Origin of the sequence: aff. Roholtiella sp. LEGE 12411, assembly GCF_015206995.1 — a bacterium.
Lineage (GTDB): Bacteria > Cyanobacteriota > Cyanobacteriia > Cyanobacteriales > Nostocaceae > Komarekiella.
This window is the reverse complement of the sequence record NZ_JADEXR010000029.1, coordinates 1-13,979: the sequence shown is the minus strand read 5'-3', so window position 1 is coordinate 13,979 and position 13,979 is coordinate 1. Positions and strand designations below refer to the sequence as shown.

General features: G+C 40.5%; 14 protein-coding genes. 5 read left to right on the top strand and 9 right to left on the bottom strand.

From position 1 onward, the window contains the following. Nucleotides 1-116: 116 nt before the first annotated feature. The 3 genes from IQ246_RS09150 to IQ246_RS09140 all read right to left on the bottom strand — a co-directional run bounded on the left by IQ246_RS09150 (nt 117) and on the right by IQ246_RS09140 (nt 2,535). Entirely contained in the window at nt 117-1,250 is a 1,134-nt protein-coding gene (locus IQ246_RS09150) for an AI-2E family transporter (RefSeq protein ID WP_194002212.1), read from the bottom strand. A 91-nt stretch (nt 1,251-1,341) separates the two neighbouring features. Next, nucleotides 1,342-1,533 (bottom strand): hypothetical protein, encoded by a 192-nt coding sequence (locus IQ246_RS09145; protein ID WP_194002210.1) that lies wholly within the window; start codon nt 1,531-1,533, stop codon nt 1,342-1,344. A gap of 441 nt (nt 1,534-1,974) precedes the next feature. Next, the gene (locus tag IQ246_RS09140; protein ID WP_194002208.1) at nt 1,975-2,535 is read right to left on the bottom strand and encodes a Uma2 family endonuclease; all 561 of its coding nucleotides are present in this window, start codon (nt 2,533-2,535) and stop codon (nt 1,975-1,977) included. Nucleotides 2,536-3,001: 466 nt separating this feature from the next. On the opposite strand from IQ246_RS09140, the gene gap reads away from it, so the two are divergent. From gap to IQ246_RS09125, 3 genes are all read left to right on the top strand, one after another. Beyond that, entirely contained in the window at nt 3,002-4,045 is a 1,044-nt protein-coding gene (gene gap, locus IQ246_RS09135; protein ID WP_194002206.1) for a type I glyceraldehyde-3-phosphate dehydrogenase, read from the top strand. A 354-nt stretch (nt 4,046-4,399) separates the two neighbouring features. After that, the gene (pyk, locus tag IQ246_RS09130) at nt 4,400-5,830 is read left to right on the top strand and encodes a pyruvate kinase (protein WP_194002203.1); all 1,431 of its coding nucleotides are present in this window, start codon (nt 4,400-4,402) and stop codon (nt 5,828-5,830) included. Nucleotides 5,831-5,981: 151 nt separating this feature from the next. Beyond that, nucleotides 5,982-6,986: a transaldolase gene (locus tag IQ246_RS09125; protein ID WP_194002201.1), complete on the top strand. Its 1,005-nt coding sequence runs from the start codon at nt 5,982-5,984 to the stop codon at nt 6,984-6,986. 92 nt (nt 6,987-7,078) lie between these two features. Here the strand turns inward: IQ246_RS09125 and IQ246_RS09120 are convergent, their stop codons facing one another. From IQ246_RS09120 to IQ246_RS09110, 3 genes are all read right to left on the bottom strand, one after another. Continuing rightward, complete coding sequence (locus tag IQ246_RS09120) at nt 7,079-7,234, bottom strand: hypothetical protein (RefSeq protein ID WP_194002199.1); 156 nt, start codon at nt 7,232-7,234, stop codon at nt 7,079-7,081. A gap of 771 nt (nt 7,235-8,005) precedes the next feature. Further along, nucleotides 8,006-8,161 (bottom strand): hypothetical protein, encoded by a 156-nt coding sequence (locus tag IQ246_RS09115; RefSeq protein ID WP_194002197.1) that lies wholly within the window; start codon nt 8,159-8,161, stop codon nt 8,006-8,008. 43 nt (nt 8,162-8,204) lie between these two features. Then, nucleotides 8,205-8,555: a hypothetical protein gene (locus IQ246_RS09110; protein ID WP_194002195.1), complete on the bottom strand. Its 351-nt coding sequence runs from the start codon at nt 8,553-8,555 to the stop codon at nt 8,205-8,207. Nucleotides 8,556-8,653: 98 nt separating this feature from the next. On the opposite strand from IQ246_RS09110, the gene IQ246_RS09105 reads away from it, so the two are divergent. Further along, complete coding sequence (locus IQ246_RS09105) at nt 8,654-9,871, top strand: acetate kinase (protein ID WP_194002193.1); 1,218 nt, start codon at nt 8,654-8,656, stop codon at nt 9,869-9,871. Between the two features lie 411 nt (nt 9,872-10,282). Here IQ246_RS09105 and IQ246_RS09100 read toward each other — a convergent pair whose 3' ends face one another. From IQ246_RS09100 to IQ246_RS09090, 3 genes are all read right to left on the bottom strand, one after another. After that, entirely contained in the window at nt 10,283-11,224 is a 942-nt protein-coding gene (locus tag IQ246_RS09100) for a hypothetical protein (RefSeq protein WP_194002191.1), read from the bottom strand. Continuing rightward, nucleotides 11,224-12,087, bottom strand: coding sequence for a hypothetical protein (locus tag IQ246_RS09095; protein WP_194002189.1), 864 nt, complete (start codon nt 12,085-12,087; stop codon nt 11,224-11,226). Before IQ246_RS09095 ends, IQ246_RS09100 begins: the two co-directional genes overlap by 1 nt. A 136-nt stretch (nt 12,088-12,223) precedes the next feature. Further along, complete coding sequence (locus tag IQ246_RS09090) at nt 12,224-12,724, bottom strand: hypothetical protein (protein WP_194002187.1); 501 nt, start codon at nt 12,722-12,724, stop codon at nt 12,224-12,226. A 431-nt stretch (nt 12,725-13,155) separates the two neighbouring features. On the opposite strand from IQ246_RS09090, the gene IQ246_RS09085 reads away from it, so the two are divergent. Then, on the top strand, nt 13,156-13,941 hold the full coding sequence (locus IQ246_RS09085; RefSeq protein ID WP_194002185.1) for a hypothetical protein: 786 nt from the start codon (nt 13,156-13,158) through the stop codon (nt 13,939-13,941). Nucleotides 13,942-13,979 lie beyond the last annotated feature (38 nt).

Genomic DNA, 13,979 nt, shown 5'->3' with positions numbered 1-13,979 from the left:
TTGGTTGTGTAGTAGCAAATTCTATTTGCCGAGGAATTTTCAAACAACCTCTAAGGTTAGGACTCTTAAGTTATTTTTTTAACGAACCGCAGACTGGTAAGAATATCATCCATCTGCTACTCATCATCACTAACGGAACTTTCTGCCTCCCAAGGGTCATTGACTTTGGTAAATTTATCAGATGTGGGAGATTCAGAAACGATCACCAACTCAGTATCTTTTCGATGATTATTTCCCCATTCATCTAAAACATCTTTAATTAAAACTTCTTGCATCCAAATTTTGGCAACAACAGTCAGTGGTAACGCTAGAAATAATCCTAAAAAGCCAAAGAAAGTAACAAAAAATAGCTGGGCAATTAAAGTCACAGCTGGTAGCAATGAAACTTGATGCGCCATAACGATGGGCGTGATGAAATTGCTCTCAACCTGTTGAATAATCAAGTAGAGAATCAAGACAGCAACGACTTTCCAGGGACTATCTAACAATGCGATCGCCATTGCTGGTACTACGCTTAAAGTCGGCCCCAAGTTAGGAATTAAGTTCAAAAATCCTGCTAAAATTCCTAAAGCCAATGCTGCCTTTACACCCAAAACTGATAAGCCAACCACGCTCATCAATGCCACTACACTCATGGCAATAAAAGCGCCTGTTATCCATCCCTCCAAAGAGACTTCGCATTTATCTAAAATCCCTTCTACCCGCCGACGATAAAACGAAGGAAACAGACGTATAAATACTTTCCGGTAAGCTATAGGATCAGCTAAAATCATTCCGGTTAAAACCAGCACTAGCAAAACTTTGAGCAGGACTTCTAATGAACCAGAGACAAAGGCGAAAGAGTTTCCCAGCGCCCGATTGATAATGGGCTGTGCTTGTTGAATGAGGCTGTTAATATCTGGGATATAGGGAACCAACTGATTAGGAATACGAGTTCTGAGTGCGTCCAGCCAATTATTAAAGCGCTCAAACCCCTGTGGGACTCGATACGTTAGTTCTTGGAACTGCTGTGCAAAAGGTGGCACAATCAGCCAGAAAAAACCCACGACGCCAGCAAAAAAGATAGCCACTGATAGGAGTACAGCGAATCCACGCGTCATCCCTGAGCGTTGAAACCGTTTTGCTAGACGATTTAAGGTTGTGGCTAATACAACTGCGGCAAACATCAGCAAAAGCACTTCCCGAATTTGCCACAAGATGTATAAAGACAGAACTATGGCGATTAAACCGATCCATTGACCAAGGTTCACAAGACTGACTCCCAATAATTGGCGAGATGCAATTTCCAGACAATTCAGCTAGGTTAGCTGATTTTAGCAACTTCAGTCTAGATGATTTGAGTTAATTTTGTTTGTGTGCTTGGAATCGCCATAATAAAGCGATCGCCATAATCACTGGCGGCAATAAAACTATAATTAGCGCGTTGATTGCTGTAGCCGGAATTACTAAACTTGGAGTTGCATACTTAATTAATAGTGATAGCAAAGCTGAGAGTAGAAGCAGTTTGACAATAAAACTCATTTGATTTTCCATAAAAGTACGGCATACACATTTTTTTGTCGGAGCCAATACACCAATTTGGGCTGCACTATCTAGTTTCTACAATAGACTTAATAAATCCAAACTTTTTCACCACACAACTGCCATAATTACTATTTAAGCATTTATAAGATTTGCTGCTTTACAATGCGTAAAATTATAAATATTACATTCTCTAGTTTCTGATAGTTTCTCACAAAAACGGGCGTAATATTTATAAATGTATTTGGGTGGGTATTTGGTCATTTATAAGAACAAAAGACTAATAAAAAAGGATGATTTCAAATAGAAAAAGCGATCGCTTTTTTATCAGGACTTACGCAACTGGCATATTATTTTAAGTTCGTAGTAAGGACTTTAGTCCTTATTTTGAGGACTAAAGTCCTCACTACAAACAAAAAATTGAGATTTTTGTGACACTTGCGTAAGTCCTGTTTATGACAAACTCAGCCAGCCAAAAACCTGTTCAACCTTCAGTTCCAACTCGATATCCTCAAGTAAGGGTAATTTATCAGCACCTTCGTATAATTCCACTCGCTGTCCAGGAAACACCCCCAGTACACTTTCATCTTCTGGGTTGATTAACCAGCCTAGTTCGGTTCCATTGCGCGAACAATGAAATAATTTACTTAACATTTTTTTTAACTTTTGGTCTGAAGAAAGAATCTCAATTGCCCAGTCGGGATGAATCTCAAAGCGATTAGCAATTCTGCCAGATGAAGTTTTAGGAATTCTATCCCAGCGAAACACAGCTATATCAGGGACAATAGAAGCACCGCCGAAGGTGCAACGTAATTCTGTGATAGCTATAGCAATTTTTTGATTTCTGGCTACGCCGTTAATCACTTCAGATAGAACTGTCTGGATCAGACCATGTTCACCTTGAGGCATTGGTTTTTGAATGCTTTTTCCGTTAATAAATTCTGATGCTGACTCAGTTTCCGGCAGTTTGAGAAAGTCGTCTAAAGTTAGTTGGGGTTGACTGGCGATCGCCATAGTGAGTGTATATAAAAGTATCAATTATAGTTGATAGGAAAAGTGCAGTCATAATTAACGCAATTCCTAATTGATAGCTTTGTTACAGATTGAGTGATACATCTGTTGCTAATCTATAACTTAAAGTCTCAACAGGTAAAACTTCTATATTAAAACTACTAGTAGTTGCGATTACCCTGAAAGTTCAAAGCCACTAACCTATTAAGTAGTAGCCGCAGTCTGAGTAATTACAGTTAGTCAAGTACGAGACACCTTTAGATACAAAGTAGGGGCACAATATATTGTGCCGTTATGCTTGTGGTCTATTCAATCGAAAGCCTCTTTAAGTTATGACTCAAACCTTAAAAGATGCCAATTAAATATGCCTTAGCTGGCTGAAACTGTCAGGATCATAAAGGAAAGAGTAAAAGGCAATTTATTGTGACTTTCTCCTTTTGTTCAACTTCCCACAATAGGAGGTTTAATCTTGACTAAATTGAAAGTTGGTATCAATGGATTTGGTCGTATTGGACGACTTGTGCTTCGTGCTGGTATCGACAACCCTAACATTGAGTTTGTGGGGATTAATGACCTAGTACCACCAGATAACCTTGCTTATTTATTTAAATACGATTCAACCCACGGTAAGTTGAAAAGCAAGGTTGAAGCCAGAGAAGACGGTATCGTTATTGATGGGCATTTTATCCCTTGCGTATCGGTAAGGAATCCAGCAGAGTTGCCTTGGGGACAATTGGGTGTAGATTATGTTGTGGAATCTACGGGACTATTCACTGGTCAAGAAGGGGCAACAAATCACCTCAAAGCTGGTGCAAAACGAGTAGTAATTTCTGCTCCTACCAAAGATCCCGATAAGGTTCCTACTTTATTGATGGGTGTCAATCATCACCTATTTGACCCTAGCAAGGATATCATTGTCTCCAATGCTAGCTGTACTACAAATTGCTTGGCTCCCATAGCCAAGGTCATCAATGATAACTTTGGGTTGACTGAAGGGTTAATGACTACAGTCCACGCTATGACTGCTACTCAGCCAACCGTTGATGGCCCTAGCAAAAAGGACTGGCGGGGCGGTCGAGGTGCAGCCCAGAATATTATTCCCTCCTCCACAGGCGCAGCTAAAGCCGTAGCACTGGTTTTACCAGAATTGAAGGGTAAGTTGACAGGTATGGCATTCCGAGTTCCGACTCCTGATGTTTCTGTAGTTGATTTAACTTTCAAAACTGCCAAAGCCACTAGTTATCAGGAAATCTGCGCGGCGATGAAAGAAGCTGCCGCAGGTTCGTTGGCAGGTATCCTGGGATACACTGATGAAGAGGTAGTATCCACAGATTTTCAAGGTGATACCCATTCTAGTATCTTCGATGCAGGCGCTGGTATTGAACTTAATTCCAACTTCTTCAAGGTGGTTGCTTGGTATGACAACGAATGGGGCTACTCGAATCGCGTGATTGATCTGATGTTGTCGATGTCACAAAAAGAACGACTCGTTGATGCAGTTGCTGTGGTTTGATTAGTCAGCAGTAGGGACGCGTACTCTTACGAGCAGATGCTCTTTGAGCGTCTACGCGTCTCTACAAAAGCCAGTTGCCTGAGTGGGTTCCCCGGCTTAAAGGAGGCAGTGCCGTGGGCGTCCGACTTGAGGCAACTAACTGGCGTTTAGAAGCAAAAAGATAAATACTCAGAACTAACGACTGACCAGAGACTTTTGGGATTTGGGTTAAATGGTACACACCCTGCAAACAGGATTAAAAATACGCAATATCGCCTAGAAAACCAGTGATATGAAACACATATTAACTAAGCGCCCTAGGCGATCGCTTGAGATATCCACATCGTAAGTTATTCCTAAAATCCCTAAATCCCTATGCGTCGAACCAAAATTATTTGTACTGTCGGGCCGGCTACATCTGCACCAGAGCAGCTACAAGCATTAGTAAAAGCTGGCATGAATATGGCACGGCTGAACTTTTCTCACGGAGCTTATGAATTCCACGCCCAAACTGCTCAGCACCTCAGACAGATTAGCAAAGAGCAACAAAAACCGATCGCCATCATGCAAGACTTGTGTGGCCCCAAAATTCGCTTGGGAACCTTGCCACCTGATGGGCTAACTGTGGAAGCTGATAGTGAAGTTACCTTTGTTTTGCAAGAGAAAGGCGAGAGTATTGATGAGCTACCGTTACCGTTGCCAACTTTGTTTGCAATGGTGCGACCGGGGGAACAAATTTTGATTAATGATGGTCGTGTCAAGTTGATTGTTACCGATCGCGATGCTGATAGAATTCGGGCACAGGTGAAAATTGGTGGGTTAATTTCCACCCGTAAAGGGGTAAACCTGCCAGAAACTCGTTTACCCGTCAGTTCGATCACCGAAAAAGACTTACTAGATTTGCGTTTTGGGATTCAGTTGGGCGTAGACTGGGTGGCAGTATCCTTTGTGCGATCGCCCCAAGACTTAGAACCTGCCCAGCGGATGATTGAAGCAGCGGGTGCTAACATTCGCGTCATCGCCAAAATCGAAAGAGCAGAAGCGGTAGAACAGCTAGATGCGATCATAGAAGTTGCCGACGGCATTATGATTGCCCGTGGCGATTTAGGGGTAGAAATGCCAATTCACGAAGTACCCCTGATTCAAAAAGACATAATTCGTCGTTGCAATCGTGCTGGCAAACCGGTGATTACAGCCACGCAAATGCTGGAGTCGATGATTAGCGCCCCAGACCCTACCCGCGCCGAAGCAACAGATGTTGCCAACTCCATTTTGGATGGTACAGATGCGGTAATGCTCTCTGGTGAGACTGCTGTGGGACAATATCCCATCGCTGCCGTCCAGACAATGCATAATATCGCTGTGCGGACAGAACAGGCCTTAGATGAAGGTGGTAAACATTCCTGGTGTCATGAAGCAGGTAGTCTCAGCGTTACCGAATCTGTGGCAGAAGCAGTATGTCGCATCGCCTACGAAACAGGCTCACGAGCAATTCTTTGTAACACTTCATCAGGAAGTACAGCGAGACTGGTTTCTAAATATCGTCCGAGTACGCCTATCATTGCCCTAACTCCTGACGTTACTGCTTACCGCCAACTAGCGCTTTCCTGGGGTGTAGAACCTTTGCTGATCCCACCAGTCCACAATGCAGAAGAGATGTTTACGAATGTGGTGAACACCGTTGTAGACATGGGTTTAGCGAACAAGGGTGATAAGGTAGTGATTACTTCTGGTGTCCCAATTGGTAAAGCAGGAACAACTAGCTTAATCAAAGTGCATTCCATTGGACAGCCAATTTCGGCATAACGCACCTAGAATAAGACCGAGGCTTAAGATAGCAAGCCAACTTGGGCAATGTTTAAGAAAAATTGCCAGAATCAGAATTGAAGGAACAGCAAAAAGTGTGAACAAGAGGGAAATTAGTAAGTCCTAAACAAATCAAAATCAAGGAGTATTTATGCCTAAGAGTTTACTAGAACAATTGCGGAAAATGACTGTTGTGGTCGCAGATACGGGGGATATCCAAGCGATTGAAAAGTTCAAACCCCAAGATGCTACTACCAATCCTTCTCTGATTACTGCTGCGGCACAGATGCCAGAATATCAGGAAATTGTCGATCAAACTTTACTCCAGGCAAAGAAAGATGCTGGAACTGGAGCCACCCAAGCACAGGTGGTTTCTCTAGCTTTTGACCGTTTGGCTGTTGCCTTTGGACTGAAGATTTTGCAAATTATCCCCGGTAGGGTGTCTACAGAAGTAGATGCTCGCTTGTCCTACGATACAGAAGCTACCCTTACCAAGGCAAGGGAGTTAATTGCTCAATATAAAGCAGCTGGAGTTTCCCGCGATCGCGTACTCATTAAAATTGCCTCCACCTGGGAAGGCATTCGCGCTGCGGAAGTTCTCGAAAAAGAAGGTATTCACTGCAACCTTACCTTATTGTTTGGCCTCCACCAAGCGATCGCCTGTGCAGAAGCTGGCATTACTCTGATTTCTCCCTTCGTTGGGCGGATTCTCGACTGGTACAAGAAAGATACCGGACGCGATAGTTACCCAGCAGCCGAAGATCCAGGGGTATTGTCTGTCACCACAATCTACAACTATTACAAGAAATTCGGTTATCAAACCGAAGTTATGGGAGCTAGCTTCCGCAACATTGGCGAAATTACCGAACTCGCAGGTTGTGACTTGCTAACCATTTCTCCATCGCTGTTGGCTGAATTACAAGCAACCATTGGCGAACTACCACGCAAACTCGACCCCGCCAAGGTAACAAACTTGCAAATTCAAAAAATATCCATCGACAAGGCTACTTTTGACAAGATGCACACTACTGATCGCATGGCATCTGACAAACTAGCAGAGGGTATTAAAGGGTTTACCAAGGCGCTGGAAGATCTAGAAAAACTTCTTGCAGAAAGACTGGCTCGCCTTGAAGGAGAGGTAGTAGTAAGCCATTAGGGCTAGATGACGCTCATCATTAGTTGGTGGTTAGTGGAACAACCACTAACTACTAGCTATTTGTGCTTGCCTCAAATGTCATCAATTTAGTCTTATATAAACTGGTCGTCTATACTGCGATCGCCTGTACTGCGAGCGTTTATACTGCGAGCGCCTATAAACTGGTCGTCTATACTGCGATCGCCTGTACCGGGAACGTCTATAAACTCGTCGTCTATATCGTGAGCCTCTATAAACTCGTCGTCCATTACGCCTTTGAGTAATTAAAACTTCTTCAGTGTTACCTCCAACTAAGTTAGTTTCTGCCACATTACTCTGTTCATTGAGATCATTGCTCACAGAAGTATCTTTTGCTTCAGCTAATGAAGGCGGATACGCGAAGGCAAATAGCAAGATCACGATTGAAGACAGCTTCCTGAAACCTTTCATGTTTTTGCTTCTACTCAAACTTAAGTAATAAGTTCATTAAATACCTTTAAATCAAAGAATTACAGATCAGACACTTTTTTTTTACATTAATTGAGGTGTTATGGATCATAAAAACCTCTGTGTAATTATCAGTTGATAGTCCAATATCTTTGTATAAAAACCTGCATTTTTTGAGCATCTTTAAAACAAATAATTTTGATAACATAGTCTATGAATACAGGGTTAGCCTCGATATTACAGCTTGTATTTTTTGATCAATAGCACAGCAGTTTTATCAGCAAAACAATTAAAAATTCTTATATCAATTAACACATATAGTAATCCGATTTGATTCGTGAACTGACTTGTAGAGACAGGGAATGGGGGATAGGGGATAGGGAATGGGAAATGGGAAAAAAGGGAGTTAGAGGTGTACGCAGTTCTTTCAAAAATCAAATAGGAATCCTATAGAAGGTAAATGATGAGCAAACTAGCTAAGGTATATTACAGACAATTGACAACTGCCATAAAGCATATTTTTAATGCACAGTGATACTAACTTTAGAAATCGCTCAGGACTTACGCACAAGAACCGAAGAACGTAGACGCGTTCACGGAGCTTGCCACAGAGGACACGCACAAAACTCTGTAGCAAGATCCCGCAAGGTGCGGCGGCTACACTGCGGGTTCTCCGTTTGCGGAGCATCCCGTATAAAAGGAGTACCGCCGTAGGCATCAGTTAGCGCAGCAGGAGCGTCACTTTCCAAGACACAGGACACGGAGAAATGAGATTGAGTTAAGCATCAATCATTAAAATCGCTGCCACTCATACATTAATCTTCCATGACGATCGCGCATAAGTTCCCATTGTCCATGACGATAGTATTGTCCAGAACGATGACTTCTTCGATAAGAATGTCGTCGATTCCGCCGCCTTCCATAGTAATGTTGTCGATTCCGCTGTCTATAGTAATGTCGTCTAGTCCGTCGTTGAGTTAGTAAAAGCTCGCCAGTTGTACCCTCAACTAAATTTGTTTCTGACTCATGATGCTCACTATGAACATTATTCAGACTACTATCCTTGGCTTGAGCCAAAGTAGGCGGATAGGTAAAGGCTAATAGTAGCAATACGATTGAGGATAGCTTCTTGAAACCTTTCACGTTTTTGCTTTTCCTAGACTATTGGTAATAAATTTATTAATTACTTGAAATTAGCGATTATGTAGTTCAGAGTTCACAAACGTAAGTGATGCAAAAGTATGAAAGTACTCATATTGAATGCCGGATCAAGCAGTCAAAAAAGCTGTCTGTATGAAATTACAGATGAAGCTCTCCCTAACCAAGCACTCCAGCCTCTTTGGCAAGGAAAAGTCAACTGGACTCAAGATCGGGGTGTGGCAGAAATTGAGGTGAAGACGGCGACGGGTGAAACGCTGCAAGAATCAATTTATGGCGATTCTCGACAGGCACATGTTGCCTATATGCTCTATACTCTCAGTCGCGGTGCTACCAAAGTGATCGGTCAGTTGTCAGAAATCGATGTAGTAGGGCATCGCGTGGTGCATGGCGGACAAGATTACCGACATAGTGTGGTAATTACGGAGGATGTCAAAAAGGCGATCGCTCGTCTTTCTAATCTAGCTCCAGCACATAATCCAGCCGCTTTAGAAGGCATAGAAGCCATTGAGAAAAGCTTGGAAAATGTAACCCAAATAGCAGTATTTGATACCGGATTTCATGCTACTTTACCGGAGGCAGCAGCAATCTATCCCGGCCCTTATGAGTGGATAGAGCAAGGTATCCGTCGCTACGGGTTTCATGGCATTAGTCACCAATACTGTTCTCAACGTGCTGCCCATATACTCGGTCGAGATTTAGCATCTCTGCGGATCATTACCTGTCATCTAGGCAACGGCTGCTCTTTGGCAGCGATTAAAAACGGTCGCAGTATTGATACTACTATGGGCTTTACGCCCTTGGATGGATTGATGATGGGTAGTCGTTCTGGTTCTCTTGATCCGGGGATTTTAATTCACCTATTACGGCAATCTAATTACTCAGCCGAAAGACTAGATTATGTTCTAAATAAAGCTTCTGGTCTACGAGGAATTTCGGGGGTATCTAGTGATTTGCCCCAAGTAATTGAGGCGATCGCTCAAGGTAACTACCGCGCTCAATTGGCCTGGGATATCTACGTACATCGCTTGCGGGCTGGTATCGGTGCAATGCTCGCCAGTCTTGGGGGATTAGATGCTTTGGTATTCACTGCTGGTGTAGGTGAACACTCTGCGGGAATTCGCCAAGCCGCCTGTGAAGCCTTTGGATTTTTGGGACTGAAACTAGATCCTGAGAAAAATCAGCAGCAGCCTGTTGATGAGGATATTGCTACCTCTGACTCAGCGGTACGAGTATTAGTAATTCATACTCAAGAAGATTGGGCGATCGCTCAGCAATGCTGGCAACTTTTAAAAAAATAAAAAGCCTAACAATACTAAGGTAGGACAAGCCCTTTCAAGGTGGGTAAAAATATGGCTCCAAAAATCCCCTTTTTATTTCTTACCTCTGTGTTCTCTGCGCCTCTGGGGTTAGATAAATTACTTTTAACCGCACAGGCACAGCGAAAAGTCGGAGCGCCGGAAACCAGCGCTCTGAACTTTTCAAGACACAGAACGCTGAGAAAAAACAATCTTATTTTACGAATCACCTTGAAAGGGTAAGTCCTATAAGGGTATTGTCATTCAAAAAAATTGTGTAAAAGAAACTGGGGATTAGGGTAGTGGTATTCAAATGAAAAATTATGGAAGAGGCTTTAATCCCAAACATATTTGGGAATGTTTTCCCAATCCTCAGTACCCAGGGAGAGGAACGCCGCAACCTGTTAAAAATACTTATGAATACAGTAGCCAACGTATAATACGTTTACCAACTTGCGACAGGATAAAGCTAAAAATACGTTCCAATAAAGGCCCCAGAAGTAACAAAAAAAGCAACAATAATAAATCAGTATAATTCAGAAAAATACTAGGCGTGAGACAAGTGATTCCCCATACCAGCCAATTTAGATATTTAGAGTTAATGGAAGTCCATTTTTGAAGTTGATTAACAAGCAAGTAGCGGATAATAACAAATACTATAAATATTCCTAACCAGGCAAATATTGATAACGAAACTCCAACTTGTTTTACTAAATGTAATTTCCAGGCTAAAAAACCCGCTGGAAAGAGCGAAGCTAGCTCCCAAGTTAGTAAACTTAAGTTATTGCGAAAGTAATTTAGTAATTGTTCAGTGAGCCAATAATGAGCAGAGATAATTACCGAGCAGTTAGAATTTTGGAGAAAATCTCGCCGAATTTTATGCAATATATCACCATTAAGAATAATGGTGCTTTGCAAAACAATATCTTGGTCTTTATAATCGATTAAAGGTGATGTAGCTGTTTTGTAGTAAGAATTAAACGTGAGTCCACACTGTAGGGTTGTTTTATCTTGTAGAGATTTACTCAAAAATAATTTTAGAAGATTGAGTATAAAAATAACATCAAAAGTTCTAACGTGTTTTCTGACAATTTCGGGTTCCCTCCCACGCACATCAACAGCATGGTTGCTGAAGATAGCACAGTACCAAAGAGGAACTAGCAAACTTGGCGGAACATACAAAGAAGAACCCATTTTTTGTGCTAGCTGAATCTGTTCTACAACTGTCTCATTTAAGTAAAAACTATATTGTGCTTGTTCAATTTTTAGCTCAAAAGAAGTACCTTGAGCAATTTGTAAAAAAGAAGAAAGTATAACATTAACTTGATTATCTAGATGTGTGCTATTGACGTTCATTATCGAGCTATATTGGCGATACCCTTTATCAAATTAATTAGAAAATCTAATGTTCCACGCCACTGTTTCTCTCCAGCAACTACTCCTTCTTTATGTATTTGAATGATTAAATCTTTTGTTTCTTCGTCTTCCTCAAAGAGTTGTTTATGATAACGGCTGATAATATCTCCGTCTAACTGCATGACTGTTTGGGCATAAATAAGATCGATGTTGGTGCTTGTAACATCACCACTATCAAGTGCAGCTTTAAGTTCAGAAATTTTCCGAAGGCTGCGGAGAAATTCATCATGACTAAAGAGTTTACGAATTTCTGTACAATTTTTTATCCAATTTTCTTGATTAATTTTCTCTGTTTCATCTGAAGATTTATTATTCTTATCTTTTTTATCCACAACAGGAGACGGAGCCGGAAGTATCGGCTCAGCTAACTGTATATATTTCTCATCACTTTCAACCATCTTCCCTTTAGTCGTCTTCAAATATTCCAGGCGTTCCTGATATCTTCTTACTCTGTCATCCTGCGGATTATAAAACTTTGAATCCTTGTTAAGATAGTTATCGATGAGAATGTAAAAATATTCTCTTTCAAGTTGTTCAAAGAGACTTTTATAACGCTTACGTAAGTCTTGACCTTGAGAACCTTCTTCTGGAATGTTTTTTATATCAAAATAGTCTTTGTCATTTATGGAGTAAATTTCTTGATATGTCTTCCAAGCATTAAACTTGGCGCCAGTAATCTGATCTACAACCATTGTATTCACTTCTAAGGCTGTGATGTCATCGAGTAGTGTCCGTACAGACTTCACTAAATTGTCTAATAATTCTTGAGCTTGAGCTTGAGTTTTATTAACTTTATCAACCATAGTGATACGCTTTTAATTTTTAAACTAATCTGGCTGTAGCGTTGCATTTGATGTTGGATACCCAAACAAACTAACCTATAGCTAAATTGCTGTTGCTGTAGGTAGTTTAATTGAAATTTAATTAACTAAAAAGGACTTAAGATTTATTAAGTGTAGGTTGTTGTGAACTTTTACGAGATTTAAGAACTTCTGTAAGAATTTCGTACAACTTCCGTACACTTTCTATATTTTTCTGAATGATATCCCGGCTTTCTTTCACTTGACTTAAATGAAATTCACGAAGTTCTGTGTAGGGGCCAGTACCAATAAATTGACTACCAACTTCATTTGTTATAGTGCCATCAATTAGGTTAATAACCGTATACATACGATTACCTGGCTTGGCTATTTCTGGCTCATTTTGTGGTTCGTGGTCTAACTGATTAGATGATTCTGGAACCCAAGTAGTAATGTCTAATTCAATAACATCAACTATGGCTATCTTGATAGCGTCAATAACGTCTTCAAGATTAAATCCTTTTTTATCGTTGAGTTTCTCTTTAAATTTAAGGCTTGCCTTGCTAACTTGGCCATTATATTCCTTGCTTTCGCTACCTTGACCATTGCTTTCCGTGTTTTCCCTAACAGTATTTACCATGAGATTTTAAAGGTGATAGGTTTGAATTAAGAACAAAATATTATTTTAGATGATGTTGAAAGTTATACTGACTTTACTTGATAAAAGTAAGTAAAGTTTAAACAACTTAATGATTAAGAAGTATTTTTAAAACTCAGTGCAATTAGGCTCTATAAGAGCTGATGCAGACAAGAGAAAATAAAGCTAGCCTAAATTTTTGTATACTTACTCAAGTTGCTCGTTTACTATTTTCTACTCCAATCAGGGAAGCAATAGGTATTGAAGTCAAGCTGGTGAATTTCCGTCACAGCAACATAGATCAAACGTTACAAGCTTTTTACAAAAGTTTACAGTATGTACTTAAAAAGCACTTGTCTTAATAGATTCCCGACAAAGCTATTGAAAGTAATATTGTATACAATAGTTTGATTATACGGATAAAGGTAAAAAACATGTTGTTATTTAGTAAAGCTATTACCACACCTTTTGTAATCTGTTTGTGTTTCATAGGAGTCGGTTTGATTCAATTCTCCCGACTACAAAAATTGCTAACTAACCAACAAAACGTCTCTTTAGAAACTCTAGAAAAAGATATTAAATCAGAAGCTCTGCGGCTAAAATTACTCAATAAAATGCCCAGTTTTGGTTATGATAATTTAATCGCAGATTGGGTATATCTTAATTTTTTACAATATTTCGGTGATGATGAGGTTCGTGCTCAAACTGGTTACAGTCTTAGTCCAGAATATTTTGAAGTAATTTTAAAGCGAGATCCACGATTTTTAAAATCTTATCTAAGTCTTTCGATGAGTACTTCAATGTATGCTGGTATGCCAGAAAGAGCGATCGCATTAACGGAGAAAGGTTTAAAATCACTATCTCCTTGGGTTCCCCAAAGGTCTTATTATGTGTGGCGTTATAAAGGAATTGATGAATTATTGTTTTTAGGAAATGCTCAAGCGGCTCAGCAATCGTTTGCAACAGCGGCAAACTGGGCTAGTAAATTCTCTGATACAGAGAGTCAATTAATAGCTACTAATTCCCAAAGAACTGCTGAATTCTTGAAGCGAAATCCTAACAGTAAATACGCTCAAATTTCTACCTGGGCAATGGTTTTTAATAATCCAGTTGATGAGAAAACACGGAAACGAGCAATTAGAGAAATCGAGGTGTTAGGAGGAAAGGTAATTAAAACTAGTGAAGGTAATCAGAAAATTATATTTCCTCCTAAAGATTGATAAATTAGTTATGGGGCATGGGGCATGGGGCATGGGGC

What these genes read in the sequence shown, in the direction of transcription:
- IQ246_RS09100 (WP_194002191.1), bottom strand. Translation starts at nt 11,224, where the DNA reads ATGAACGTCAATAGCACACATCTAGATAATCAAGTTAATGTTATACTT.
- IQ246_RS09125 (WP_194002201.1), top strand. Translation starts at nt 5,982, where the DNA reads ATGCCTAAGAGTTTACTAGAACAATTGCGGAAAATGACTGTTGTGGTC.
- pyk (WP_194002203.1), top strand. Translation starts at nt 4,400, where the DNA reads ATGCGTCGAACCAAAATTATTTGTACTGTCGGGCCGGCTACATCTGCA.
- IQ246_RS09085 (WP_194002185.1), top strand. Translation starts at nt 13,156, where the DNA reads ATGTTGTTATTTAGTAAAGCTATTACCACACCTTTTGTAATCTGTTTG.
- IQ246_RS09145 (WP_194002210.1), bottom strand. Translation starts at nt 1,533, where the DNA reads ATGGAAAATCAAATGAGTTTTATTGTCAAACTGCTTCTACTCTCAGCT.
- IQ246_RS09090 (WP_194002187.1), bottom strand. Translation starts at nt 12,724, where the DNA reads ATGGTAAATACTGTTAGGGAAAACACGGAAAGCAATGGTCAAGGTAGC.
- IQ246_RS09140 (WP_194002208.1), bottom strand. Translation starts at nt 2,535, where the DNA reads ATGGCGATCGCCAGTCAACCCCAACTAACTTTAGACGACTTTCTCAAA.
- IQ246_RS09095 (WP_194002189.1), bottom strand. Translation starts at nt 12,087, where the DNA reads ATGGTTGATAAAGTTAATAAAACTCAAGCTCAAGCTCAAGAATTATTA.
- IQ246_RS09105 (WP_194002193.1), top strand. Translation starts at nt 8,654, where the DNA reads ATGAAAGTACTCATATTGAATGCCGGATCAAGCAGTCAAAAAAGCTGT.
- IQ246_RS09120 (WP_194002199.1), bottom strand. Translation starts at nt 7,234, where the DNA reads ATGGACGACGAGTTTATAGAGGCTCACGATATAGACGACGAGTTTATA.